The sequence below is a fragment of the Streptomyces sp. NPDC093510 genome (assembly GCF_040683555.1).
Lineage (GTDB): Bacteria > Actinomycetota > Actinomycetes > Streptomycetales > Streptomycetaceae > Streptomyces.
Genome location: NZ_JBFBEE010000014.1, coordinates 179,202 through 203,933, shown reverse-complemented (window position 1 = coordinate 203,933; position 24,732 = coordinate 179,202). Strand labels below are relative to the sequence as shown.

Here is a 24,732-nt window from a genome sequence, read left to right as displayed (position 1 = left end):
GGAAGACAAGGACATGACGCAGACCCGGGCGTACGGATCATGGCCGTCGCCGATCGACGCCGAGCTCGCCGCCACCCACGACGGCGCCCCGGCGTACGTGGGCTTCGTCGGCGCCGAGACCTGGTGGACCGAACCCCGGCCCACCGAGGCGGGCCGGCGCGCACTGGTGCGGCGGCTGCCCGACGGCGAGGAGCGCACGGTGCTGCCCGCGCCGTGGAACGTGCGCAGCCGCGTCGTCGAGTACGGTGGCCGCCCCTGGGCCGGGGCCGAGGGCCCCGCGGGTCCGCTCGTGGTCTTCGTCGACTTCGCCGACCAGCGTCTGTACGCGTACGAGCCCGACGCCCCCGGCGACGAAGGACCGAGACCCCTGACCCCGGTCTCCGGCACCGGCGGCGGGCTGCGCTGGGCCGACCCGGTCCTGCGCCCCGAGCGGGGCGAGGTCTGGTGCGTGCTGGAGGAGTTCACCGGGGAGGCGCCCACCGACGTGCGGCGCGTCATCGCGGCGGTGCCGCTCGACGGTTCGGCGGCCGGGGACCGCGGCGCCGTGCGAGAACTGTCCGACGGCAGGCACCGGTTCGTCACCGGGCCCCGCCTGTCGCCCGACGGGACCCGCGCCGCCTGGATCGCCTGGGACCACCCGCGCATGCCCTGGGACGGCACGGAGCTGACGCTCGCCGACGTGCGCGACGACGGCACCTTCGCCGCGGCGAGAACCTTCGCGGGCGGCCCCGACGAGTCGGTCGCGCAGGTCGAATGGGCCCCCGACGGGCGGCTGCTGTTCTCCAGCGACCGCAGCGGCTGGTGGAACCTGTACCGGGCCGACCCCGAGGCCGAAGCCGCTGACGCATGGCCGCTCTGCCCGCGCGAGGAGGAGTTCGCGGGCCCGCTGTGGCAGATCGGCCTGAACTGGTTCGCCCCGCTGGAGAGCGGACTGATCGCCGTCGTGCACGGCAAGGGCGCCACCGCGCTCGGCATACTCGACCCCGAGACCGGCGAGGTCGTCGACTCGGCGGGCCCCTGGACCGAGTGGGCCTCGACGGTCGCCGCGCACGGGTCCCGCGTGGTCGGCGTCGCCGCGAGCCCCCGCAGCGCGTACGAGGTCGTGGAGCTGGACACCTGTACCGGCCACGCCCGCGTCGTCGGCGCCGCCCACGACGACCCGGTGGACCCCACGTACTACCCGGAACCGCAGATCCGCACCTTCTACGGCCCGGCGGGACGCGAGATCCACGCGCACATCTACCCGCCGCACCACCCGGGCCACACCGCGCCCGACGACGAGCTGCCGCCCTACGTGGTGTGGGCGCACGGCGGCCCCACCAGCCGTGCGCCCCTCGTGCTCGACCTGGCCATCGCCTACTTCACCTCGCGCGGCATCGGCGTCGCCGAAGTCAACTACGGCGGCTCGACGGGGTACGGGCGGGCCTACCGCGACCGGCTGCGCGAGCAGTGGGGCATCGCCGACGTCGAGGACTGCGCGGCCGTCGCCCTGGGCCTCGCCGACGAGGGCACCGCCGACCGCGCCCGGCTCGCGATCCGCGGCGGCAGCGCGGGCGGCTGGACCACGGCCGTCTCGCTGACCGGCACGGACGTCTACGCCTGCGGCACCATCATCTATCCGGTGCTGGACCTCGCCGCGTTCGCGTCGGGGGAGACCCACGACCTCGAATCGCGGTACCTGGACTCCCTCGTCGGCCGGCTCGACGAGGTCCCCGGGCGGTACGCGGAGCGCTCCCCGGCGCTGCACGCCGAACTGATCACCGCGCCCTTCCTGCTGCTCCAGGGCCTCGACGACGTCGTCTGCCCGCCCGCCCAGTGCGAGCGGTTCCTCGCCAGGACGGAGGGGCGCGGCGTTCCCCACGCCTACATCGCCTTCGAGGGCGAAGGGCACGGATTCCGCCGCGCCGACACCATGATCCGCGCACTGGAGGCCGAACTCTCCCTGTACGCCCAGGTGTTCAGGATCGACCTCGCGGGCGGCGTCCCCATCCTGGAGCTCGGCAAGTGACACCTCTCGCGCGGCCCGCCCGCCTCGCCCCCGGCGCGCGGGTCGCCGTCGTCGCGCCCAGCGGCCCCGTCCCCGACGACCGCCTCGAAGCGGGCCTGGACATTCTGCGCGGCTGGGACCTGGAACCCGTCGTCATGCCCCATGTGCGCGAGCGGCACCCGGAGTTCTGGTATCTCGCGGGGGCGGACGCCGACCGTGCCCGGGACCTGGAACAGGCGTGGTGCGACCCGTCCGTGGCCGCCGTGTTCTGTGCCCGCGGCGGGTACGGCGTCCAGCGGATGGTGGACCTCGTCGACTGGACGGCGATGCGCGCGGCGACACGGGCCGCCGGGCCCAAGGTGTTCCTCGGCTACAGCGACATCACCCCGCTGCACGAGGCCTTCGCCACCCGCCTCGGCGTCGCCACCCTGCACGGGCCGATGACCGCCGCGGACGACTTCCTCAAGAACGCGCGGGCGCAGGAACATTTGCGGACGACGCTCTTCTCCCCCGAGGAGGCCCGGGTGGTCCGGGCCCTCCCGGGGGCGGCGGCCCTGGTCGGCGGCCGCGCCCGGGGCGTCACGCTCGGCGGCTGTGTGTCGCTGCTCGCCGCGGACCTCGGCACGCCGACGGTCCGGGCCTCCGCCCGCGGGGGCCTGCTGTTCATCGAGGACATAGGCGAGGAGGCGTACCGCCTGGACCGGATACTCACCCAGCTCCTGCGCGCCCGCTGGCTGGACGGGGTGGCGGGGATCGCCCTCGGCTCGTGGGAGGAGTGCGGGGCCCGCGACGAGCTGCGGGCGCTCTTCGCGGACCGGCTCGGCGGCCTCGGCGTACCGGTGGTGGAGGAGTTCGGGGCCGGGCACTGCGAGGGGGCGCTGACGGTGCCGTTCGGTGTGGCGGGTGAACTGGACGCCGACGCCGGGACGTTGACGCTGGACGAGCCCGCGCTCGTCTGACGCCCGCCATCCACCGCGAGGGAGCGCCCCGCACGGCATCCGCGGACAGAAACCGCTGTCACAAGCGTTGACCTTTACATGACACGTGTCACAGCATGGCTCCGGCCGGTACTTACCGGCCAGTAGTCGCCGGTCGTCGGCCGTCCTCAGCGTGGAGGTCCCCTTGTCCCGTCGCCGTGCCCTGACCCTCGCCACCGCCGCGGCGGTCGCCGCGCCCCTCGCGCTCGCCGCCCCCGCCCCGGCGGGCGCCGCGGGCCAGTACACCGTCACCGCGCTGAAGTTCACCGTCCAGGCGGGCGGCAGGAGCTGCACGGTCGACGCCGATCTGTACCGGCCCGCCGGAGTCGACGCCGCGCACCCCGCGCCCGCCGTGGTCACCACCAACGGCTTCGGCGGCAGCAAGTCCGACGGGACCGCGGCCACCGGTAAGGCCTTCGCCGAGCGCGGCTACGTCTCGCTCGTCTACTCCGGCCTCGGCTTCGGCAAGTCCGGCTGCCTCATCTCCCTGGACGACCCCGAGATCGACGGCAGGGCGGCGTCCGGCCTCATCGACTTCCTCGGGGGCGAGCGGGCCGCCGACGACGGGACCGAGGTCGACTACGTCACCGCCGACGGGAAGGGCGACCCGCGCGTCGGCATGATCGGCGGCTCGTACGGCGGGGCCGTCCAGTTGGCGACCGCCGCCGTGGACCACCGCGTCGACGCGCTCGTCCCGATGATCACCTGGAACGACCTCGCGTACTCCCTGGACCCGAACAACGCGGCCGACCGCAGCGTCCCCGGCGCCGCCAAGTGGCAGTGGATGAACGGCTTCTACCTCATCGGCGAGGGCCAGCCGCTCCTCGTCCCCAGCCTCGACCCCTCCCGCATCAACCGCCTCGACTGCCTGCACTTCGTCACGAAGGCCTGCGAGACGATCCGCACCCTCAACTCCGGCCGCTATCCGGCCGACAAGACCGAGGCCCTCCAGAAGTTCGCACGCGGTGTCTCCCCGGTCTCGTACCTGAACAAGGTGAGGACACCGACGCTCCTCGTGCAGGGGCAGGCCGACAGCCTCTTCAACCTCAACGAGGCGGAAGCGACGTACAGGACGCTCAAGGACCAAGGCACCACCGCCAAGATGATCTGGCAGTCCTGGGGACACAGCGGCGGCACGACCGACCCGGCCTCCGGCGAACTCAACCTGGAACAGGGCAACCTGGAGACGTCCTACGTCGGCAAGCGCATCCTCGCCTGGTTCGACCGCTACCTCCACCAGAAGAAGGGCGTCGACACCGGCCCCGACTTCGCCTACTACCGCGACTGGACCGGCGACCCGGACAGCACCTACGCGACCGCCTCCGAGGTCCCCGCGCCCAACCGCAAGCTCTACCTCTCCGGCGACGGCAAACTCGTCGACAACCAGGAGAAGGTGGCCCGCGGCAGCCGCGAATACCGCAACTGGTTGATCCCCACCAGCCATTCGGAGTCCTCGCTCGCCGGGATGATCGGCCTGCCCGACCCAGCGCCGCACGACACCAAGGGCACCTACCTCGACTGGACCACCGAACCCCTCACCGAGGCGGTGGACGTCGTCGGCGCCCCCGAAGCGACCCTGAAGGTGATCTCACCGAGGACCGAGCGCGTGCAGCACTCCGGTGACGCCGCCGACAAGCTCGTCCTCTTCGCCAAGCTGTACGACGTCGGGCCCGACGGCAAGAAGACCCTCGTCCACCGCCTCGTCGCACCGGTGCGCGTCCCCGACGTCACGAAGCCGTTCACGGTGTCGCTGCCCGGCATCGTGCACCGCTACGAGAAGGGCCACCGGTTGCAGTTCGTGGTGGCGGCGAGCGACGGGGCGTACGGCGGCAACAGGGGGATCAAGCCCGTGACCGTGACCAGCGCCCCCGGGGACACCGGCGTCCTCGACCTGCCCGTCGTCCGCCACTGAAAGCCCGCCACTGAAAGCCTGTGCCACAACCCTGCCGTTCCCGCACCCACGTCACCCGTACGGCTCACCGCCCCGCCCCGGAGGCACCCCACCGCGCGCGCTCCGCTCCCCGGCTGCCCATGCTGGGGAGCGGGGGAGGCCGGCGTACCTCCGACGGAAGGGTCCACAGCATGAGCCCCAACACCTCCACGGGCGGCTCCCGGAGCGGCGGCTCGGGCGGCGGGCTGATGACACCCGGCAGGGTGGCCGTCGCCGCGGTCGTCGTCCTCACCCTCGTCTTCATCTTCGAGAACACCCGCAGCACCAAGATCCGCCTGCTCATCCCCGAAGTGACCATGCCCCTGTGGACGGCCCTGCTCGCCACGGGACTGATCGGTGCCCTGTGCGGCGCCTACTTCATGCGCAGGCGCAGGTGAGAGGTCGGGCGACGGCGTGGCCGTGGGCACTCCACGAAGTAGCGTGGACGCATGTCCGATCACACCACACCCCTCGCCGAAGGCCCTCGTGTGGGCATACGCCCCCTCACGCCGGAGGACGGCCCCGAGTTCACCGCACGCGCCAGGGAGAGCCGTGAGCTGCACCGCCCCTGGCTCTTCCCGCCGTGCACGGACGACACCTTCCGCGCGTACGCCGGGGTGCTCGTCGAGGATCCGGCCAGGGTCGGATTGCTGGTGTACGAGCGCGACAGCGGTGCCGTCGGCGGGTTCATCAACATCAACAACATCGTCCGGGGCGCCTTCCGCAGCGGCGCCCTCGGATACGGCGCCTTCGCGCACGCGGCCGGGCGGGGCCTGATGGGCGAGGGGCTCGGACTCGTCCTGGCGTACGCCTTCGGCGACCTCGGACTGCACCGCCTGGAGGCCAACATCCAGCCGGGCAACGAGGCTTCGACCGGCCTGGTCCGCCGTGCGGGCTTCCGGTACGAGGGCTTCTCACCGGACTTCCTCTTCATCGACGGGGCCTGGCGCGACCACGAACGTTGGGCGATCACCGCCGGGACGGCGAGTGCCCCGGCGGCCTCCCGCCTCACCCGGCGCCAGGGAGCGGCGTCCCCTCCGGCGTGAACCGGATTTGAGCCAGGCGGCGTTCGTCGAAAACACCTGCGGCAGCGGGAGTGTTGAAAGCGCCGGTCCACGTCGCCGAGGATGGGCGGCATGCGGAATATCGTGGTCGTCGACGCTCCCTCCAACCTGGGCCTGCGCCCGCCCGCCCCCGGCACCGTGCCCGGCTGCTACAAACTGGCCGGCGCCCTGCGGGAGCGAGGTCTCCTGCGCCGCCTCGCCGCCTTCGACGGCGGCGTCGTGGTGCCACCCCGTTACGACCGCGGGGACTGGCGGGAAGGCGACGGCGTCTTCAACGCGGCCGCCATCGCCTCGTACACCCGCAAGCTCGCCGACCGCGTCGAACACCACGTGCGCGGCGAGGACTTCCTCGTCGTCCTCGGCGGTGACTGCTCGATCCAGCTGGGCGCCGCGCTGGCCCTGCGCCGCATCGGGCGGTACGGGATCGCCTCCCTCGACGGCTCCGCCGACTTCCGGCACCCCGGCAACTCCGACCGGATCGGCGCCGCGGGCGGCGAGGAGCTCGCCCTCGCCACGGGCCGCGGGCAGGAGGACCTCACCGACCTGGAGGGTCTTCGGCCCTACGTGCGCGACGAGGACGTATGCCTCTTCGGGCTGCGGGACGGGGACGAGGACCGCGCCGAGTTCACCGAGCTGAAGATCACCAACGTCACGGTCGGCGAGCTCAGGAAGTGGGGACCCGAGAACATCGCCCGCGCTGTCGCGCAGACCCTGGAGGTGCCCGAACTCGACGGCTTCTGGGTGCACTTGGACGCCGACATCCTCGACCCTTCGGTGATGCCCGCCGTCGACAGCCCCGACCCCGGCGGTCTGTTCGCCGACGAACTCCTCGATCTGCTGCGGCCGTTCGTGCGCTCACCGCGCTGCGTCGGCCTCAACGTCACCATCTACGACCCCGACCTCGACCCGGACGGCAAGGCGGGCGACCTGCTCACCGATGTGATCGTGTCGGCCCTCGCCCCGTCCTGAGCACCCGCCGCCGCACGGCTCGCGGCGGCCTTTGCGCAATCCTGACCTGGGAAGCCTCTGGCCGACGAACCGCCGACCGTGTTCCATGGTGATCGTGAAGACCACCGTGCGACGCGACGTACTGACCCTGCCCACTGCCGCGCCGGGAGCCGAGAACCCCCTGCCGCCGCTGCTGCCCCTACGCGACGTGCACACCCTCGACGAGCGCGCCAAGGAAGGGCTGCCGCGCGACATGGCGCGGCAAGTCGGCTACGAACCGCTGGGATCGCCGCTGCCCACCCGCATCCTCGACGCGTACGGGCGCGAGCGCACCCCGACACCGATCGACGTGATCGTCGTCGAGAACGACCGGCTGCGCGCCACCGTCCTGCCCGGGTACGGCGGCCGCGTCCACTCGCTCCTGCACAAGCCGTCCGGGCGTGAACTGGTCCACCGCAACCCCGTGTTGCAGCCCGCCGCGTTCGCGCTCAACGGCGCGTGGGTCTCCGGCGGCATCGAGTGGAACATCGGCGCCACCGGCCACACCACCCTGTCCTGTGCCCCCGTGCACGCCGCCCGGGTGCGGGCGCCCGACGGCGGCGAGATGCTGCGCCTGTGGGAGTGGGAGCGGCTGCGCGACCTGCCCTTCCAGGTGGATCTGTGGCTGCCCGAGGACTCCGACTTCCTCCACGTCGGCATCCGGATTCGCAACCCGCACGAGAAGCCCGCACCCGTCTACTGGTGGTCGAACATCGCGGTGCCCGAGGAGCACAGAGTGCTCGCCCCCGCCGACGAGGCCTGGCACTTCGCGTACACGGGCGGGCTGCGGAAGGTTCCGGTGCCGGAGTCCGACGGCGCCGACCGGACGTACCCGCTGCGCAGCGAGTACCCCGCCGACTACTTCTTCGACGTGCCGGACCGCGCCCGGCGCTGGATCGCCGCGCTCGACGACGCCGGGCACGGGCTCGTCCAGACCTCCACCGACCTGCCGCGCGGACGCAAACTCTTCCTCTGGGGCACGGGCACCGGCGGGCGGCGCTGGCAGGAGTGGCTCACCGAACCCGGCACCGGCGGCTACGCGGAGATCCAGTCGGGTCTCGCCCGCACCCAGCTGGAACACGTACGCCTGGACGCAGAGGCCGAGTTCAGCTGGCTGGAGTCGTACGGGCCGCTGTCCGCGGCCGCGGACCGAGTGCACGGCGACTGGGCGGGCGCGCGGGACGAGGCCGAGGCGCGGCTCGGCGACGCGCTGCCCCGGGAGGCGGTCGACGCGGCCTACGAAGCGTGGCTGACCTGCGCCGACACCGAACCCGGCGAAGTGCTCGCCGTCGGCTCGGGCTGGGGCGCCCTCGAAGTCCTGCGCGCCGGGCACAAGTTGCCGGGCACGCCCTTCGCCGAGTCGACGCTCGGGCCCGACCAGGCGCCCTGGCTGGAGCTGCTGCACTCGGGCGCGGTCCCCGAGCCGCGCACGGTCGCGCCGCCCGGGCCCACGCTCGTCGCACCGCACTGGCGGGACATGCTGGAGACGGCGCCCGCGCGACCGATCGCCGAGTACCACCTGGGCATCGCCCAGTGGCACGCGGGCGACCGCGCCCAGGCCGTCCGCAGCTGGGAGCGCGGCCTCGACCTCGCGCCCTCGCGCTGGCCGTTGCTGCGCTGCCTCGCCGTCGCCGACCGTGCGGAGGGCAACGTCGAGCGGGCCGCCGACCGGTACACGGCGGCCTTCGACGACCTGTGCCAGGAGCGGCGCGACGACGGGCCCGTCTGGACGGCGGCCACGGCCGCCCTCGGCCGGGAGGCGATCACCGCGCTCCTCGCCGCGGACCGCCCGGAAGCGGCCCGCGCGGTCTGGGCCGGCCTGCACGAGTCGACCCGCGCCGAGGGCCGCTTCCGCTTCCTGGAGGCCCAACTCCTCCACGCTGAGGGCGACATGGCGGGTGTGCGGGCCGTCTTCGAGTCCGGCTTCGAGGCGGCGGACCTCCGCGAGGGCGCGGAGACGCTGGGCAACCTGTGGAGGGCGGCGACGGGAGAGGAGATTCCGGAGCGGTACGACTTCCGGATGCGCCCGGAGACCACTTCGTAGGCCACGGCGTGCGCCATCAGGCCGTACGCGCGCTCGCCCACCGGGTGTACGGGCTGCCGGTGCGCGGCAACGATCAGGAATGGAGAAGCACGCGGGGGAGGGGCCGCTATAGCGTTGCGGACATCGGCCTCAAAGGGAGAAAACATGTCATTGCAGATGAATACGGTCATGCTCGGTGTCGAGGACATGAACCGTGCCAAGAAGTTCTACGTGGACGGCCTGGGCTGCACCCTAGACCAGGACCTTCCCGGCTTCGTCAGACTGCGCCTCGGGCCCGACGCGCCGATGCTGGCGCTGTACGAATGGGACGCCGCCGCGAAGGACGCCGGCGTCCCCGCGGAGGGGTCCGGGTTCCGTGGCGTCTCGCTTCACTTCACCCCCGACTCGCGGGACGAGGTGGACGAGACCGTCCAGGCCGCGCGGGCCGCCGGCGGCACCGTGGTCAAGGAGCCGGCCGCGGCCCAATGGGGTGGCTACTACGGCTACTTCAGCGACCCCGACGGCCACCTGTGGAAGGTCGCCACCGCCACCTGAGCGGGCCACCGGCCAGCTCCGGTCACCCTCCTCGAAGAGCGACTTCAGCGCCACGGCCTGGCTGTCGTGGACGTGGACGTGGAGCAGCGTGCTCGCCGCCGCCGTGTCCTCGTCGCCCGCCGTGGCGTCCGCCGTGCGTGACGTGGGTCAGCTCCCGGCGACGCGTCGGTCCACGTACTCGAAGACGGAGCCGTCCGGGTGCATCGCGATGAGGTTGCGGCCCGCCGGGGTCGGGACCGGGCCCGCGATGACCCGCGCGCCGGAGGCGTTCAGGACCACGCACGCCTCGTCGACGTCCTTGACCGCGATGGTCGCCGAGACCTTGCGCAGCACCTCGAGCTCGTGTTCAGGACCGCTCATCAGGAGGAAGCAGCCGATCGCCGCGACGGACACGCCGCCGCGCTCGAAGCGCATGGCCTTGCCGCCCGCGAGCCTTTCGTAGAACGCGACGGAGGACTCCAAATCCTCGACGCAGATCCGCAGCGTGGTTCCCAGGATCTCCATGGTCGGAACGATTTCACGATTGCCCGCTCGCCCGCCACCGCCTCCGGCGAGAAGATCCTCCAACTCCGTTGTGCCCCACGCACGTCGGAGGGCGGCACCGTGCGGTGCCGCCCTCCGTTCGCCGTGCGCCGTCCTCAGGACTGGGGACGGCTGCCGTGGTTCGCGCCGTTCTTGCGGCGGGCCTTCTTCTTGCGGCGTCGCTTCGAGGACATGGATACCTCCGTGTTTCCGATGGTGCTTCCCGGGTGCGAATCCGGACGATCACGCGCCGCCTACCCTAGGGGACAACAGACCATGGTGTGTCCTGTGTCACGTGCGACCGCCGGGCCATGTTCCGGCGGGAGCGGGTACCCGGCCGCCATGACTGGCCCAGAGAAACCCCTGACCGGCCCCGATACACCCCTGAGCGGCCTCGACAAAGGCCTGACCGACGAACTGGTCCGGACGATCCGCGCCGAGCTGCGGGAAGAGCTGCGCGAGCAGACCAGGAAGCAGCGGCGCAAGGCCACGCTCTACGCCGCGTCCGGCGCCGCCGCCCTCTACGCGGGCGCCGCGATCGCGCTCGCCGTCGGCCTCGTCATCGACCTCGGCCTGCCCGGCTGGGCGGCGGCCCTCATCGTGGGCGCGGCCCTCGGCGCGGCGGCGGTCCTGCTGCGCAACGCGGCGCGGTCGGGCCACGGACGGGACGCCTCGGCTGCTCCCGGCGCCGGGGTGCTGCCGGAGCCGGGCGGCAGCGGGCTCGCCGCCCCCGCCGTCCCACCTGGCGGTCCGGGCGTGCCCGACGCCCCGCCGATGCCGCCCACCGCGCCGCCCACGCCGCCCACCGCGACGCCGCCCACCGCGTCGGCTTCCGCCCCGGAGGCCCCGCCGCGCCGGGACACCTGAACCCGAAAGAGTTCCCGGGCGCCCGTCAACGCCGCTCCCACCCCGTGCCGCCCACCGCGTCGGCTCCCGCCCCGGAGGCCCCGCCGCGCCGGGACACCTGAACCCGAAAGAGTTCCCGGGCGCCCGTCAACGCCACTCCCACCCCGTGACCCCCACCACCTCCGCCGCGATGTCCCCCACCTCGCGGTCGTCCGTCGCGATGCGGTGGGTGCCGGGAGCCGCGTGCTCGTCCAGGCGGTGAGCCATGAAGGCGCTCCTGCGGAGTTGCTGTCCGAGTTCCGAGCCGCGCTCGCGGGCCGTGAGGCGCCGCTCGGCCGTGGCGTCCGTCGCGGTCAGCAGGACGCGGATGATGCGCGGCCCGTCCAGCGCCCGGACGAAGAGCTGTTCCTCGTCGGCGAGGACGCTCGCCGTGTTCGTGCAGACGAGCCGGCCGCAGCCGAGCTCACGGTAGTTGGCCCAGATCGCCGCGAGGTTGCGCTCCGTGATCCGGGAGCGGTGCGGGTCGCCCCGCGGCGCCGGGTGCACCGCGTCCAGGAGATCGCCCTCGATCAGGGCGTGGCCGATGTCCGCCGCCCGCAGCCGGGCCGCCACCTCCCAGCCGACCGACGACTTGCCGACGCCCGACCGGCCTCCGATGAGCAGCACTTCCGCGCCCCCGCCGGTCCTCATGGATGCACTCATGGGCCGAGCCTGTCAGGGCGCCCGGCCCCGCCGCGACCGGAATTCACGCGACCCGGAACTCCTCCACCTCTTCCGTGCGCAGCCGCAGACCGTGCCCGACGCCACCGTCCGGACGGACCACGCCGCCGGTCGGATCGAGCGCCCCGTCGAAGAACATCGACTCGATCCGCACGTGGTCGTGGAACCACTCGATGTGCCGCAGGTTCGGCACGCAGGCGGCCGCCGCGGCGTGCGCGTGCGGCGAGCAGTGCGCCGAGACCTCCAGGCCGTGCGCCTGGGCGAGGGCGGCCGCGCGCAGCCACTCGGTGAGCCCGCCGCAGCGCGTCGCGTCCACCTGGAGGCAGTCCACGGAGGGGAGCATGCGGGCGAAGTACGGGAGGTCGTAGCCGTAGCCGCCCGCCGTCACGTCGCACACGAGCGCGTCCCTGACCAGCGCCAGCCCCCGCAGGTCGTCCGAGGACACCGGCTCCTGGAACCAGCCGACGCCGTGCTCCGCGAGCACCCTGCCCACGCGCACCGCCTGCTTGCGCGTGTAGCCGCCGTTCGCGTCGACGTACAGTTCCGCCTGCGGGCCGATGACGTCACGCGCGGTGCGGACCCTGGACACGTCGCGGGCGGCCGACCGTCCCCACGCCTCCCCGACCTTGATCTTGACGCGCGGGATGTGCTGGCCGTGCACCCAGCCGTTCAGCTGCGCCGCCAGATGCGTGTCGTGGTACGTCGTGAAGCCGCCGCTCCCGTAGACGGGCACCTCGTCGCGGGCCGCCCCGAGGAGCCGTACGAGAGGCAGTTCGAGGAGGCGGGCCTTCAGGTCCCACAGGGCGATGTCGATCGCCGAGATCGCGCATCCGGCGGCGCCGGGCCGGCCGGTGTTGCGGACGGCCTGCGTCATCGCGTCGTGCGCGGCGGGAATGTCGAGGGCGTCGAGCCCCTTGACGGCGGGGGTCAGTTGCTCGTCCACCAGGGCGGCCACGGACGCGGGGGCGTAGGTCCAGCCGGTCCCCGTCGCATCGCCCGCCGTGACCTCGGCGACGACGATGGTCGTGGTGTCCCAGGCGAAGGTGCCGTCGGCCTCCGGGGCGTCGGCGGGCACGGTGTAGGCGGTGACGACGGGCCGTTCGATGGGAACTTCGTGCTTCATCGGGTCTGTCCTGGGTCGTGGCGGCGGTGCGGGGTGTGCGGGGTGTGCGGGGTGGTCCGGGTGTCTCCGACGGCGCCCGCGGGACGCGGGGCCGCGGGTGTCATCGGAGCGTCCCGTCCCCGGGGGAGGCGGGCGGCGCGCTCTGGAGCTGAGGCAGCACCTTCGTGCGGTAGAAGTCGAAGAAGCCCCGCTGGTCCGGGCCGATCTGGCTCACGTACACCCGGTCGAAGCCGGCGTCGGCGAACGCGCCGAGCGCCCCGACGTGCTCGTCGACGTCGTCGCCGCACGTGAAGGACGAGGCGGCCATCTCGTCGGTGACCAGCGGGTCCAGCTGTTCGAAGTGGCGCGGGGTCGGCAGGATCTGGCCCATCTCGCCGGGCAGCAGCTGGTTGCCCCACGTCTCGCGCGCCCGGCGCACCGCGTCCTCGCGGTCGAGGCCGTAGCAGACCTTGAGGCCGCCGCTGACCGGCTTTCCGCCGCCACCGCCCTTGCGGTAGCGGGAGACCAGCGTCTCGTCGGGCGTCATCGTGATGAAGCCGTCGCCGACGCGGGCCGCGAGCGCCGTCGCCTTCGGGCCGAAGCCCGAGACGTCGATGGGCACGGGCTCGTCGGGCACCGTGTACAGGCGGGCCTTCTCGACGGTGTAGTGCGTGCCGTGATGGTTGACCTCCTCGCCGGTGAAGAGGTTCCGCATCACCTGGACGGCCTCCTCCAGCATCTCCAGGCGGATGTGGGCGGGCGGCCAGGCGCCGCCCGTGATGTGCTCGTTGAGTGCCTCGCCCGTGCCGACGCCGAGCCGGAAGCGGCCGCCCGTCATCACCGCGCTCGTCGCCGCGGCCTGCGCCACGACCGCCGGATGCATGCGCACGGTCGGACAGGTCACCGCGGTCTGCACGGGCAGCGACACCGCCTCCGCGAGCGCGCCGATCACCGACCAGACGAACGGGCTCTGACCCTGTGCCGCGTTCCACGGGTGGTAGTGGTCGGAGATCCACAGCGCCTGGAACCCGGCCTGCTCGGCCATCCGGGCCTGCTCGACCAGCTCGGCGGGACCGAACTCCTCGGTCGCCAGGAAGTATCCGTATTCGGGCATGGGGGGTTGCACCTCCGGTGCGGCGGGCGGAGCTGGATGAGTACGACTGCGAGTAACCCCTGGAAGCACGGGACAAACGGCGGTCGCGGGGCGTGCGTCCTGCGTGCTCCGGGCGCCCGGCGCGGGGAGGTCCCGTGCTTCGGGGCCCGCGTTTGGCGTCCGTGGCGCAGGGGCACGCGGGGGGTCCGACCGCGCCGGATTCGACCTCGCCGGAGGCGCACCGTGAGCCGATCCCGCATCGTTGTCGTCGGAGCAGGGTTCGCCGGCTACCGCACCGCCCGCACCCTGTCCCTACTGACCCGGAACCAGGCCGACATCACCCTGCTCAACCCCACCGACTACTTCCTGTACCTGCCGCTGCTGCCGCTGCTGCCGCTGCTGCCGCACGTCGCCACCGGAGTTCTGGAACCGCGACGCGTCACCGTCTCCCTCTCCGGCACGCTGCCGCGCGTCCGCCTCGCGCTCGGCGAGGCCGACGGTGTCGGCCTGGAGCGGCACAGGGTGACGTACACCGATCCCGAGGGGCGACGCGGTGAGCTGCCGTACGACCGGCTCGTCCTCGGCGTGGGCAGCGTCAACAAACTGCTCCCCGTGCCGGGCGTCGCCGAGCACGCGCACGGCTTCCGCGGCATGCCCGAGGCGCTGTACCCGCGGGACCACATCATCCGCCGGACAGAGCCGGCCGCCACCGTTCCGGACCCGGAGACCTGTCGGGCCCGCTGCACGTTCGTGGTCGTCGGCGCCGGCTGCACCGGGGTCGAACTCGCCGCACACGGGCGCTTGTTCACCGACACCCTCGTACGCGGGCGGCCGCTGCGGCAGGGCATCCGCCCCCGCTGGCTGCTGCTCGACATCGCGGACCGCGTACTGCCCGAACTCGACCAGCGGCTCTCCGCCACCGCCGACCGCGTACTGCGGCGGCGCGGTGTGGACGTCCGTACCAGGACCTCCGTCAAGGAGGCCACCTCCGATGGAGTACTTCTGGACGACGGGGAGTCCGTCGACACACGCACCCTCGTCTGGTGCGTCGGGCGTACGGCCCGATCCGCTCGTCGCGGGACTCGGCAGGCCGCTGGACCGGGGACGGCTGCAGGTCGACGCCTGCCTCCAGGTGCCGGGCCACCCCGAGGTGTTCGCCTGCGGCGACGCCGCGGCCGTGCCCGACCTGAACAAGTCCGGCGAGCTCACCCCGATGACCGCCCAGCACGCCTGGCGCCAGGGCGCGACGGCGGGGCGCAACGTCGCGGCGTCCCCCTGTCAGGACCGCTCGCCGGAGCCGTCACGCGCGGCTACCACCTGGCGGCGATGCCCGGCAACCGCGTGCGCGTCGCAGCGGACTGGCTCCTGGACTCCGTACTGCCGCGCCAGGCAGTGCAGTTGGGCCTCGTCCGCTCCTGGACGGTGCCCCTGGAGTCCGCGTCGCCGGAGGTGGTACGGGTGCCGGACCCGCGGGGTCCGCGACCCGAGCACGACCCCCGCCCGATGGAGAACCCGCCACCCAAGGAGAACCCGCCACCCAAGGAGAACCCGCCACCCAAGGAGAACCCGTGATGCCCCCCAACGGTGAACACAACAGCAGCGCACACGACACCAGCGCACATAGCAGCAACGCACACAACAGCGAGCAACTGCGCGCCCTGGCTCAGCAGTTGCGCGTGGACTCCGTCCGGGCCGCGGCCTCCGCGGGCTCCGGACATCCCACCTCGTCGATGTCCGCCGCCGACCTGATGGCGGTGCTCATCGCCCGCCATCTCCACTACGACTTCGACCGCCCCGACCATCCGGGCAACGACCGCTTCATCCTCTCCAAAGGCCACGCCTCGCCCCTCCTCTACGCCGCGTACAAGGCGGCGGGGGCGCTCACAGACGAAGAGCTGCTCACCTTCCGCGAGCAGGGCAGCCGCCTCGAAGGCCACCCCACACCGCGCGCCCTGCCCTGGGTCGAGGTCGCCACCGGCTCACTGGGGCAGGGGCTGCCCGTCGGCGTCGGCATGGCCCTGTCCGGCAAGCGGCTTGAGAGGATTCCCTTCCGCGTCTGGGTGCTGTGCGGCGACAGCGAGCTGGCGGAGGGCTCCGTGTGGGAGGCCGCCGAACACGCCGGGTACGAGCACCTGGACAACCTCACCGCGATCGTCGACGTCAACCGCCTCGGCCAGCGCGGCCCGACCCGCCACGAATGGCACCTCGGCGCCTACGCCGACCGCTTCCGCGCGTTCGGCTGGCACGTCGTCGAGACCGACGGGCACGACGTCGACGCCGTCGACCGGGCCTGCCAGGAAGCGGGCTCCACCGTCGGGCAGCCCACCGTCATCCTCGCCCGCACCGTCAAGGGTAAGGGCGTCGCCGCCGTGGAGAACCGCGAGGGCCTGCACGGCAAGCCGCTTCCGGACGCCGAAGCGGCCGTCGAGGAACTGGGCGGCGTACGCGACGTACGCGTGGAGGTGCGCAAGCCGGCCGCGGCACGGACGATGCACGCGGTGCGCAGCGGCCACCTCGAACTGCCGCGCCACACACCGGGCGACGCCGTCGCGACCCGCACCGCCTACGGTCAGGCGCTCACCGCGCTCGGCACCGCCCGCGGCGACGTGGTGGCCCTGGACGGCGAGGTCGGCGACTCGACACGCTCGGAGTACTTCGCCAAGGAACACCCCGACCGGTACTTCGAGTGCTACATCGCCGAACAGCAACTCGTCGCGGCGGCCGTGGGGTTGGCGGCGCGCGGCTGGGTGCCCTACGCGTCGACGTTCGCGGCGTTCCTCACCCGCGCCCACGACTTCGTACGCATGGCGGCGGTGAGCGGCGCCGGCATCAACCTCGTCGGCTCGCACGCGGGTGTCGCGATCGGCCAGGACGGCCCGTCCCAGATGGGCTTGGAGGACCTGGCGCTCTTCCGCGCGGTGCACGGCTCCACGGTCCTGTACCCGTGCGACGCCCACCAGACGGGGCAGCTCGTCGCCGAGATGGCCGGGCTCGACGGAATCCGCTACCTGCGCACGTCACGCGGGGACGCGCCCGTCATCTACGGGCCCGACGAGAAGTTCCCCATCGGCGGCTCCAAGGTGCTGCGCTCCAGCGACGCGGACCGGCTGACCGTGGTGGCGGCGGGCGTGACCGTCCACGAGGCGCTGACCGCCGCGGACGCGCTCGACCGCGAGGGCATCCCTGTGCGCGTCATCGACCTGTACTCCGTCAAGCCCGTCGACCGCCGCGCCCTGCGCGAGGCGGCGGAGCGCACCGGCTGCCTGCTGACCGTCGAGGACCACCGGGAGGAGGGCGGCCTCGGCGACGCGGTCCTCGACGCGTTCACCGACGGCAGGCCGGTGCCGCGGCTGGTGCGGCTCGCGGTACGGACGATGCCGGGTTCGGCGTCGCCCGCGGAGCAGCTGCACGCGGCGGGCATCGACGCGGAGTCGATCGCGGCGGCGGCGCGGCTCCTGGTGGAGCGGGCCGTGGTGCGGTGAGCGCGGTCAGCGGTGCCGCGTCGCCCTGAACCAGGCGTTGGCCGCGGGGTGGAACAGCAGCGCCGTCGCCGTCAGCGCGGCGGCCAGCTGAAGCACCAGACCGGCACCGGACAGGACGTCGACGGCCCCCGCGTCCGCGACGGCCTCACCGAGCGCCCGCGGGCCGGTCGGCCACCGGTCGGGCCGGGTGGCCGCCAGGGCCGTGGCGCCGAGCAGCCCGAGTCCGCCGGTCAGCGCCCAGCGTGCCCAGCGGGCGCCGCGGCGCATCCGCACCGCGACCAGGACGGCCGCCGAGAACAACGCCATACGGAACAGGAGGCCGCCGGTGAGCCGCAGCGCCCCGGAAGCCGCGGACGTCTCCCCGACGACGGCGAGCGCCGTGCCGAAGACGCCCGAGGCGACCGCGGTGAGCCAGAGCGCGAAGGCCGCTCTGACGGGGGCCGGCGCGGGCGGCTCGTCGGTGCCGGGCAGCATGCGAGTGGGGAGGCGGGGCTCGGGGGAGCGGGGCCGGGGGCGGGGGACGCGGGGCGGCGCGGAGTCGGGGGCCAGGTCGGAGCTGTGCGTCATGGCGGGCCTCACGGGAGCGGGACGGCTGGTCGTTACCCCCGATCCTTCCGGTCCGGACGCCGTCGGACACGCCCGTCGGCCCCCGGTTTCCGGGTGGTGCCAGCCACCCACCCGACCAGGGTGAACACCACCGTGTCGGTGTGGCCCGGGGCGACTGCGGGGCCTGACGCTGGGTACCCGCCGGGTCACGTCGCACTTGGCGAACCGAGCCGAAGGGACCTCCATGAACGACGTACGGACGGTGCGGGCCGGCCGCCGCACCGTAGAGCTGCACCGGCCGCAGAAGGTCCTCTTCCCGGGCTCCGACGGCAAGGGGAAGAGCGGCGGAGGCGCCGCGGGGCACCACGACGGCACGGGCCACACGAAGGCGGACCTCTTCGACTACTACCGGGCCGTCGCTCCCTTCATGCTGCCCCACCTGCGCGGCCGGCCCCTGATGCTGGAACGCCACCCGGACGGCGTCGACGGACCCCGGTTCATGCAGAAGGACACGCCGGACCACTACCCGGACTGGATCACCCGCGCCGAGGTGGCCAAGCAGGACGGCACCGTCAACCACACCGTGTGCGACGACACGGCGACCCTTCTCTTCCTGGCCGACCAGGCCTGCGTGACCCTGCACCGCTGGCTGTCCCGCACCGGCCGGATCGACCGCCCCGACCGGCTGGTCTTCGACCTGGACCCCGCCGGGGACGACTTCGACGCCGTGCGCGACGCCGCCCGCCTCCTCGGCGAGCTGCTCGACCACATGAGTCTGCCGTCCGCCCTGATGACGACGGGCTCGCGCGGCCTGCACGTCGTCGTGCCGCTCAACGGCCACCACGACTTCGACGACGCGCGGGCCTTCGCCAAGGACGTCGCCGACACGCTCGCCGAAGCCCATCCCGAGCGGCTCACCACGGCCGCCCGCAAGAAGGACCGCGGCGACCGGCTCTACCTCGACGTGCAGCGCAACGCGTACGCGCAGACCGCGGTGGCGCCGTTCTCGGTGCGGGCCCTGCCCGGGGCACCGGTGGCCGTGCCCATCGCCTGGGAGCAGCTCGACGACCCCGCGGTGCACGCCCGCAGCTGGACCATCGACGACGCCGTGGAGCAGGCCCGCACCGATCCGTGGGCCGGCGTCCTGCGCTCGGGACGCGCGCTCGGCCCGGCCCGCCGCAAGCTGCGCGCGCTGCGCGGCTGAGCACGACGGCGCCCCGGCCGGACACGTAGTGATCACGTTTGGCCAAGGCTCTTCGGGTAACCCGGTGAAGGAGGTGAACATGGCCGATACGACGCGTAAGACAACAGACAGCAAGAAATCTGACGAGAAGGCATCGGAGTCCAAGCCCGCGCGGAGCGAGTCGGAGTCCAAGCCGGCGGAGAGCGAGAAGACGTCGCTGCCGGGACCCATGGCGGTTCTCCGCCACGCCCGGGAACAGCTCGCCGAGCTGACCGGCATGACGCCCGAATCGGTGTCGTCCTTCGAACGCACCGAAGAAGGCTGGCTGTTGGAGGTCGAGGTCCTCGAACTGTCCCGTGTCCCCGACACGATGAGCCTTCTCGCGAGCTACGAGGTGCAGCTGGACCCGCAGGGTGAGCTCACGGGCTACCGACGGCTCCGCCGCTACGAGCGCGGACGCTCGGAACCTCGCGGTACCGGCGGCCACTAGGCCGGACCGAGACTCCGGGCCCCAGAGAAAAGCAAGCACAGCCACAGAGCAAGCACACCCACAGAGCAAGCAAAGAGACAGACAGGACGAGAACACCCCAGACCCAAGGAGGCGCAGTCGGCATGACCGTAGTCCCGGCACAACAGTCCGGCGGCGGAGGCGGCACCAGTGGCCTGTACGACGTCGTGGAGCTCATCCTCGACCGAGGACTCGTCATCGACGCCTTCGTACGCGTTTCGCTCGTCGGTATCGAGATCTTGAAGATCGACGTCCGTGTCGTCGTCGCGAGCGTCGACACGTATCTGCGGTTCGCCGAGGCGTGCAACCGCCTCGACCTGGAGACCGGAAAGAAGAAGGACCCCGGCCTGCCCGACCTCGTGGGCGAGATCACGGAGTCCGGCGCCAAGGGCAAGTCCAAGGGAGCCCTCTCCGGAGCCGCCGAGACCATATCGGACGCCTTCAAGCAGTCCCGTGAGGAAGGCGGCCAGCGTCAGACCGAGGACCGGCCGAAGGCCCGGCGTTCCTCGACCTCCCGCCGGAAGGAGGAGCAGGAGTGACTACGTACGTCTACGGCATCGCGAGCAGTTCCCACCCGGCGCTGCCCGAGGGCATGGAGGGCATCGGCCGGCCGGCCTGCACCGTGCGCGTCCTGAAGAACGGCGAGCTCGCCGCCATCGTGAGCGACGCCCCGGAGGACCTCAAGCCCAAGCGGCGCGACCTCCTGGCGCACCAGAACGTCCTGTCGGAGGCGGGTGCCGCGGGTTCCGTGCTCCCGATGCGCTTCGGCAGCCTGGCCCCGGACGACGAGACGGTCGTCTCCGTGCTGGGGGAGCGGGCCGGCCACTACGAGGAGCGCCTGCGCACCCTCGACGGCAAGGTCGAGTACAACGTGAAGGCCACCCACCACGAACAGGCCGTCCTGCACCAGGTCCTCGCCGAGAACCCGGAGCTGCGCGCCATGGTCGAGGCCAACCAGCGCCAGGGCGGCGGCACCCACGAGCAGAAGCTGCAGCTCGGCGAGATGGTCACGTCCAACGTGCGGGCCCGGGAGGAGAGCGACGCCATCGAGGTGCGGCGCGCGCTGGAACCGGCCGCCGAAGCAGTCGCCGACGGCCCCGAGAGCACCGGCTGGCTGGCGAACATCTCGTTCCTGGTGAACCGCACGTCCGCCGAGGGTCTCCTCTCGGCCGTCGAGGAGCTCCGGTCCACCCAGCCGCACCTGGACCTGCGGGTGCACGGTCCGCTGCCCCCGTACAGCTTCGTCGACCCGGGGCCCGCGAAGCTCGCGGAGTGAGAGTGACGGCATGGGCCTGATCGGTGAACTGCTCCTGCTGCCTCTGGCTCCGGCCCGCGGCTCCCTCTGGGTGCTCAGGCAGGTGGTCGACGAGGCGGAGCGGCAGTACTACGACCCCTCGGCGATCCGTCGTGAGCTCTCCCGCCTCGAGGAACTCCTTGAGGCGGGAGAGATCGACGAAGCCGAGTTCGAACGGTGCGAGGACGAGCTCCTCGACCGACTGCAGCACAGCACAGGACAGGACTTCTGAGAATGAACCGAATGGCAGTGGGCCTCGCCGTGGGCGCGGGATACGTCCTCGGTCGCACGAAGAAGGCGAAGTTCGCGTTCGCCGTCGGCACGATGGTGGCCGGCAAGCGGCTCAACCTGAGCCCCAAGGCGCTGGGCGCGTTCGTGACCCAGCAGCTGGAGAACAACCCGCAGTTCAAGGAGATCGGCGACCAGCTCCGCCAGGACGTGCGGGGCGTGGGCAAGGCGGCCACCGGCTCACTCCTCAACCGGCAGCTCGAAGGTCTCGCCGACCGTCTGCACGACCGCACCCTCGGCGTCCAGGACCGCATATCCGGCGTGGTGCCGGGCCAGGCGGAGGACGCCGACGAGGACCGGGACGACGACCGGGACGATGAGCGGGGCGCCGACCGGGACGAGGACGGAGAGTCCGAGAGGGCCGAGCGGTCCGGGCGCTCCGGGCGCTCCGGTCAGCGCAAGAAGGCCCCGGCGAAGAGGGGCGCGCCGAAGCCGGCCTCGAAGCCGGCCTCGAAGCCGGAATCGACGCCGGACGCGAAGTCCGCCCCGAAGGCCGCGAAGAAGACCGCGGCGAAGAAGGCCCCGCAGAAGACGGCCCGCAAGACCGCCGACAAGAAGTCGACCGCGGCGGCGCGCGGCACTGCCCGCAGGGCCACCTCGTCGGCCCGCAGCGGCGGCGGCAGGACGAAGGGAGGCAGTGACCATGGCTGAATCACCCCTGAGCAACATCACGCGCAGTCCGGCTGCCGACCGCGTGAAGGAGGAGGCGCAGGCCTACCTCATGGCACAGGTCGAGCGCATGCTCGTCGGCGTCGGGCACCGGCTCGGTGACGCCACCGTCAAGCTGAACGACATCGCGGAGGGCAAGAGCCCCGGCTTCGGCAAGCTGGCGGCACAGGCGGGCAAGAAGGTCGCCGAGGGCAAGGGTCCGGTGCGCAGCGCGCTGGAACTCGGCGGCGGCCACCTGAAGGACTCCGTGAAGGGCGCCGTCCAGAACCTCGGCGGCAAGCGCAAGAAGGGCGGCGCGGGCCAGAAGCCGACGGTCATCCTGGAGTACATCGACGTCGGCGTGCCGCTCCGCGAGGCGTACGACCAGTGGACGCAGTACCAGGAGTTCGCCTCGTTCGCCAAGGGCGTCAAGGACGCCACCGTGGCGAGCGACACGGACACCGACTGGAAGCTCAAGGTCTTCTGGTCCACGCGCAGTCTGAAGGCGCACACCACCGAACAGGTGCCGGACCAGCGGATCACCTGGACGTCGGAGGGCGCCAAGGGCACGACCAAGGGCGTCGTCACCTTCCACGCCCTCGCCGAGAACCTCACCCGCGTGCTGCTCGTCATCGAGTACTACCCGAAGGGCCTCTTCGAGAAGACCGGCAACATCTGGCGCGCCCAGGGCCGTAGAGCCCGCCTGGACCTCAAGAACTTCGCCCGGCACATCTCGATGCGCGGTGAGGCGAGCGACGGCTGGCGCGGTGAGATCCGCGACGGCGAGGTCGTCCGCAGCCACGAGGACGCCGTGGCCGAGGAGGAGGACGAGCACCAGGACGAGCACGAGGCGCGGGACGAAGGGCAGGACGAGGCTCAGGACGAGCCGGAGTCCGAGTACGACGAGGAAGAGGACGAGCGCGAGGACGAACCGGCGGAGGAGTACGAGGACGAGTCCGCAGAGGTCCCGGAAGAGGAAGAGGAAGAAGACGCCGAGCCCCGGGGCGAGCACGAGCTCGACGAAGAGGACGAGCCCGAGCCGGAGGACGAGCCCGAGGACGAGTACGACGACGAGGCCGAGACTGAGGACGAGGCGGACGAGGCCGACGCCGACGAGGAGAAGCAGCGCGAGTACGCCGAGTCGGCCGGCGGCGGACGGGCCCGCCGATGACGACCTCCTCCAGCGCCGGACTGCCGAGCCCCTACGGCGGAGGAGGCGGCGGGGCCAACCTCGCCGACATCCTCGAACGCGTCCTGGACAAGGGCATCGTCATCGCCGGCGACATCAAGATCAACCTGCTCGACATCGAACTGCTCACCATCAAGCTCCGCCTCATCGTCGCCTCCGTGGACAAGGCCAAGGAGATGGGCATCGACTGGTGGGAGGGCGACCCCGCGCTCTCCCAGGGGGCGCGCCGCACGGAACTCTCGCGGGAGAACGCCGAGTTGCGGCAGCGCCTGGCGGAGCTGGAGGAGCGGATGTCCCTGGAGCCGGTCGAGAAGGAGACACATGAACGCCGTGAACGATGACCTCCACGGCGACGGCCCGCGTCACGACGAACCGCGCCACGACGACCTGCGCTACGTCTACGCGGTCTGCCGCCCCCTCGCCGCCCCGCTCGCCGCCGACCTCACCGGCGTCGGCGGCGAGCCGCCCCGCCAGCTCGTCCACGAGGGTCTGGTCGCCCTGGTCGGCCCGGTCCCGGAGCGGGACTTCTCGGAGAAGGCGCTGCGCGCCCACCTGGAAGACCTGGACTGGCTCTCCGACACGGCCCGCGCGCACCAGCGGGTGATCGACGCGCTCACCTCCGTCACCTGCCCGCTGCCGCTGCGCCTCGCGACCGTCTTCCGTGACGACAGCGGCGTACGCGCCATGCTGGAGGACGGCGCTGAGCGTTTCCACCGCGTCCTGGAGCGGATCGACGGGCGCGTCGAGTGGGGTGTGAAGGTCCACATGCTGAGCGAGGAGTCCACCGCGCCCCAGCCGCCCGCCGCCGCACCCCGGCAGAGCGGGCCCGGGAGCGGGCGCGACTACCTGCGCCGGCGGCGCAGCCAGCGTACGGCCCAGGAGGAGGGCTGGCAGCGGGCCGAGGCCTTCGCCCGGCGGCTGCACGAGACGCTCTCGCGGCACGCCGACGACTCCCGGCTGCACGCGCCGCAGAACTCGGAGCTGTCCCGCACGCCGGGGCGCAACGTTCTCAACGCTGCCTACCTGGTGTCCCGCGCGGACTCGGAGGAGTTCGTCGAACTCGTGGACCGCACGAAGGACGAGGAGGAGGGGACGAGCGGTCTGCGGGTGGAACTGACGGGACCGTGGGCCGCGTACTCCTTCACCGACGACGGAGCCACGGGTGACGCATCCACGGGTGACGCATCCACGGGTGACGCATCCACGGGTGACGCATCCACGGGTGACGGAGCCACGGGTGACGGAACCGCCGGCGACGACCGCACCGGCGACGAGAAGGGCCGTTCCGTATGACCGTCGTCGAGCGCCGCGAAATCGCCCTGGTCGACCTGCTCGACCGGCTGCTCGCGGGCGGCGTCGTCATCACGGGCGACATCACCCTGCGGATCGCGGACGTCGATCTCGTACGCATCGACCTGAACGCCCTGATCAGCTCCGTCAACGAGAATGTGCCCTCGCCGTGGTCGGACTTGGAGTGAACGATGGACCCGGACCGCCGCAACGACGGCCGCAAACGCATGGACCTCGACCCCGACACCGTGGAACGGGACCTGGTCAAACTCGTCCTGACGGTGGTCGAACTGCTCCGTCAGCTGATGGAGCGGCAGGCCGTGCGCCGCTTCGACACGGGCGAGCTGTCTGAGGACCAGGAGGAGCGGATCGGCCTCACGCTGATGCTCCTGGAGGACCGGATGGCCGAACTCCGCAACCGCTACGGACTGCGGCCCGAGGACCTGAACCTGGACCTCGGGCCGCTGGGCCCGCTGCTCCCGCGTGACTGACACGGCT

The 24,732-nt window shown here is 72.4% G+C and carries 26 protein-coding genes and 2 pseudogenes; 22 read left to right on the top strand and 6 right to left on the bottom strand.

Annotated elements, in window-relative coordinates:
• The first annotated feature begins 13 nt into the window (after nucleotides 1-13).
• The 8 genes from AB0N81_RS23715 to AB0N81_RS23680 all read left to right on the top strand — a co-directional run bounded on the left by AB0N81_RS23715 (nucleotide 14) and on the right by AB0N81_RS23680 (nucleotide 9,523).
• Nucleotides 14-2,008 (top strand): prolyl oligopeptidase family serine peptidase, encoded by a 1,995-nt coding sequence (locus tag AB0N81_RS23715; RefSeq protein ID WP_365361431.1) that lies wholly within the window; start codon nucleotides 14-16, stop codon nucleotides 2,006-2,008.
• Complete coding sequence (locus AB0N81_RS23710; protein WP_365361429.1) at nucleotides 2,005-2,946, top strand: LD-carboxypeptidase; 942 nt, start codon at nucleotides 2,005-2,007, stop codon at nucleotides 2,944-2,946. The genes AB0N81_RS23715 and AB0N81_RS23710 overlap by 4 nt, the downstream gene beginning before the upstream one ends.
• Nucleotides 2,947-3,109: 163 nt before the next feature.
• Complete coding sequence (locus AB0N81_RS23705) at nucleotides 3,110-4,876, top strand: CocE/NonD family hydrolase (RefSeq protein ID WP_365361427.1); 1,767 nt, start codon at nucleotides 3,110-3,112, stop codon at nucleotides 4,874-4,876.
• 170 nt (nucleotides 4,877-5,046) lie between these two features.
• A complete protein-coding gene (locus AB0N81_RS23700; RefSeq protein WP_365361424.1) occupies nucleotides 5,047-5,292 on the top strand; it encodes a DUF1049 domain-containing protein in 246 nt (81 codons plus the stop codon).
• Nucleotides 5,293-5,343: 51 nt separating this feature from the next.
• Complete coding sequence (locus tag AB0N81_RS23695) at nucleotides 5,344-5,940, top strand: GNAT family protein (protein ID WP_365361422.1); 597 nt, start codon at nucleotides 5,344-5,346, stop codon at nucleotides 5,938-5,940.
• A 90-nt stretch (nucleotides 5,941-6,030) separates the two neighbouring features.
• Nucleotides 6,031-6,927 (top strand): arginase family protein, encoded by an 897-nt coding sequence (locus AB0N81_RS23690; RefSeq protein ID WP_365361420.1) that lies wholly within the window; start codon nucleotides 6,031-6,033, stop codon nucleotides 6,925-6,927.
• 85 nt (nucleotides 6,928-7,012) lie between these two features.
• Nucleotides 7,013-8,989, top strand: coding sequence for a DUF5107 domain-containing protein (locus AB0N81_RS23685; protein WP_365361418.1), 1,977 nt, complete (start codon nucleotides 7,013-7,015; stop codon nucleotides 8,987-8,989).
• A gap of 144 nt (nucleotides 8,990-9,133) precedes the next feature.
• Nucleotides 9,134-9,523 (top strand): VOC family protein, encoded by a 390-nt coding sequence (locus AB0N81_RS23680; RefSeq protein WP_365361416.1) that lies wholly within the window; start codon nucleotides 9,134-9,136, stop codon nucleotides 9,521-9,523.
• 27 nt (nucleotides 9,524-9,550) lie between these two features.
• Here the strand turns inward: AB0N81_RS23680 and AB0N81_RS23675 are convergent.
• Together AB0N81_RS23675 and AB0N81_RS23670 are read right to left on the bottom strand one after the other, a co-directional pair.
• Nucleotides 9,551-9,643: pseudogene (locus AB0N81_RS23675) on the bottom strand (GntR family transcriptional regulator); the annotation flags it as partial.
• A 27-nt stretch (nucleotides 9,644-9,670) separates the two neighbouring features.
• On the bottom strand, nucleotides 9,671-10,027 hold the full coding sequence (locus tag AB0N81_RS23670) for a VOC family protein (protein WP_365361414.1): 357 nt from the start codon (nucleotides 10,025-10,027) through the stop codon (nucleotides 9,671-9,673).
• Nucleotides 10,028-10,387: 360 nt separating this feature from the next.
• Here AB0N81_RS23670 and AB0N81_RS23665 point away from each other — a divergent pair, with 360 nt between their 5' ends.
• The gene (locus tag AB0N81_RS23665) at nucleotides 10,388-10,912 is read left to right on the top strand and encodes a phage holin family protein (protein ID WP_365361412.1); all 525 of its coding nucleotides are present in this window, start codon (nucleotides 10,388-10,390) and stop codon (nucleotides 10,910-10,912) included.
• Between the two features lie 126 nt (nucleotides 10,913-11,038).
• Here the strand turns inward: AB0N81_RS23665 and AB0N81_RS23660 are convergent, their stop codons facing one another.
• The 3 genes from AB0N81_RS23660 to AB0N81_RS23650 form a co-directional block, all read right to left on the bottom strand.
• Nucleotides 11,039-11,593, bottom strand: coding sequence for a hypothetical protein (locus AB0N81_RS23660; protein WP_365361410.1), 555 nt, complete (start codon nucleotides 11,591-11,593; stop codon nucleotides 11,039-11,041).
• A 43-nt stretch (nucleotides 11,594-11,636) separates the two neighbouring features.
• A complete protein-coding gene (locus AB0N81_RS23655) occupies nucleotides 11,637-12,734 on the bottom strand; it encodes an enolase C-terminal domain-like protein (RefSeq protein WP_365361408.1) in 1,098 nt (365 codons plus the stop codon).
• Nucleotides 12,735-12,834: 100 nt separating this feature from the next.
• Nucleotides 12,835-13,827, bottom strand: a complete 993-nt coding sequence (locus AB0N81_RS23650) for a TIGR03557 family F420-dependent LLM class oxidoreductase (protein WP_365361406.1) — start codon at nucleotides 13,825-13,827, stop codon at nucleotides 12,835-12,837.
• Nucleotides 13,828-14,049: 222 nt separating this feature from the next.
• On the opposite strand from AB0N81_RS23650, the pseudogene AB0N81_RS23645 reads away from it, so the two are divergent.
• Both AB0N81_RS23645 and AB0N81_RS23640 read left to right on the top strand, forming a co-directional pair.
• A pseudogene (locus tag AB0N81_RS23645) lies at nucleotides 14,050-15,378 on the top strand (FAD-dependent oxidoreductase).
• Complete coding sequence (locus AB0N81_RS23640) at nucleotides 15,378-17,288, top strand: transketolase (protein WP_365361404.1); 1,911 nt, start codon at nucleotides 15,378-15,380, stop codon at nucleotides 17,286-17,288. Before AB0N81_RS23645 ends, AB0N81_RS23640 begins: the two are co-directional and overlap by 1 nt.
• A gap of 6 nt (nucleotides 17,289-17,294) precedes the next feature.
• Here the strand turns inward: AB0N81_RS23640 and AB0N81_RS23635 are convergent, their stop codons facing one another.
• A complete protein-coding gene (locus AB0N81_RS23635) occupies nucleotides 17,295-17,855 on the bottom strand; it encodes a hypothetical protein (protein ID WP_365361402.1) in 561 nt (186 codons plus the stop codon).
• Nucleotides 17,856-18,078: 223 nt separating this feature from the next.
• Between AB0N81_RS23635 and ligD the strand changes: the two genes are divergently transcribed.
• The 11 genes from ligD (at nucleotide 18,079) to AB0N81_RS23580 (ending at nucleotide 24,725) form a co-directional block, all read left to right on the top strand.
• A complete protein-coding gene (gene ligD / locus AB0N81_RS23630; protein WP_365361400.1) occupies nucleotides 18,079-19,038 on the top strand; it encodes a non-homologous end-joining DNA ligase in 960 nt (319 codons plus the stop codon).
• 79 nt (nucleotides 19,039-19,117) lie between these two features.
• Nucleotides 19,118-19,507 (top strand): gas vesicle protein, encoded by a 390-nt coding sequence (locus tag AB0N81_RS23625; RefSeq protein WP_365361398.1) that lies wholly within the window; start codon nucleotides 19,118-19,120, stop codon nucleotides 19,505-19,507.
• Nucleotides 19,508-19,629: 122 nt separating this feature from the next.
• Complete coding sequence (locus AB0N81_RS23620; RefSeq protein ID WP_365361396.1) at nucleotides 19,630-20,064, top strand: gas vesicle structural protein GvpA; 435 nt, start codon at nucleotides 19,630-19,632, stop codon at nucleotides 20,062-20,064.
• Nucleotides 20,061-20,801, top strand: coding sequence for a GvpL/GvpF family gas vesicle protein (locus AB0N81_RS23615; protein WP_365361394.1), 741 nt, complete (start codon nucleotides 20,061-20,063; stop codon nucleotides 20,799-20,801). Before AB0N81_RS23620 ends, AB0N81_RS23615 begins: the two co-directional genes overlap by 4 nt.
• 10 nt (nucleotides 20,802-20,811) lie before the next feature.
• Nucleotides 20,812-21,051, top strand: a complete 240-nt coding sequence (locus tag AB0N81_RS23610; protein ID WP_365361392.1) for a gas vesicle protein GvpG — start codon at nucleotides 20,812-20,814, stop codon at nucleotides 21,049-21,051.
• A 2-nt stretch (nucleotides 21,052-21,053) separates the two neighbouring features.
• Nucleotides 21,054-21,758, top strand: a complete 705-nt coding sequence (locus AB0N81_RS23605; protein ID WP_365361390.1) for a DNA primase — start codon at nucleotides 21,054-21,056, stop codon at nucleotides 21,756-21,758.
• Nucleotides 21,751-22,926, top strand: a complete 1,176-nt coding sequence (locus AB0N81_RS23600) for an SRPBCC family protein (protein ID WP_365361388.1) — start codon at nucleotides 21,751-21,753, stop codon at nucleotides 22,924-22,926. Before AB0N81_RS23605 ends, AB0N81_RS23600 begins: the two co-directional genes overlap by 8 nt.
• Nucleotides 22,923-23,285, top strand: a complete 363-nt coding sequence (locus tag AB0N81_RS23595) for a gas vesicle protein (RefSeq protein WP_365361386.1) — start codon at nucleotides 22,923-22,925, stop codon at nucleotides 23,283-23,285. Before AB0N81_RS23600 ends, AB0N81_RS23595 begins: the two co-directional genes overlap by 4 nt.
• Nucleotides 23,266-24,237: a GvpL/GvpF family gas vesicle protein gene (locus AB0N81_RS23590; RefSeq protein ID WP_365361384.1), complete on the top strand. Its 972-nt coding sequence runs from the start codon at nucleotides 23,266-23,268 to the stop codon at nucleotides 24,235-24,237. Before AB0N81_RS23595 ends, AB0N81_RS23590 begins: the two co-directional genes overlap by 20 nt.
• The gene (locus tag AB0N81_RS23585) at nucleotides 24,234-24,422 is read left to right on the top strand and encodes a gas vesicle protein (RefSeq protein ID WP_365361382.1); all 189 of its coding nucleotides are present in this window, start codon (nucleotides 24,234-24,236) and stop codon (nucleotides 24,420-24,422) included. The genes AB0N81_RS23590 and AB0N81_RS23585 overlap by 4 nt, the downstream gene beginning before the upstream one ends.
• Nucleotides 24,423-24,425: 3 nt before the next feature.
• Nucleotides 24,426-24,725, top strand: a complete 300-nt coding sequence (locus AB0N81_RS23580) for a gas vesicle protein K (protein WP_365361380.1) — start codon at nucleotides 24,426-24,428, stop codon at nucleotides 24,723-24,725.
• Nucleotides 24,726-24,732 lie beyond the last annotated feature (7 nt).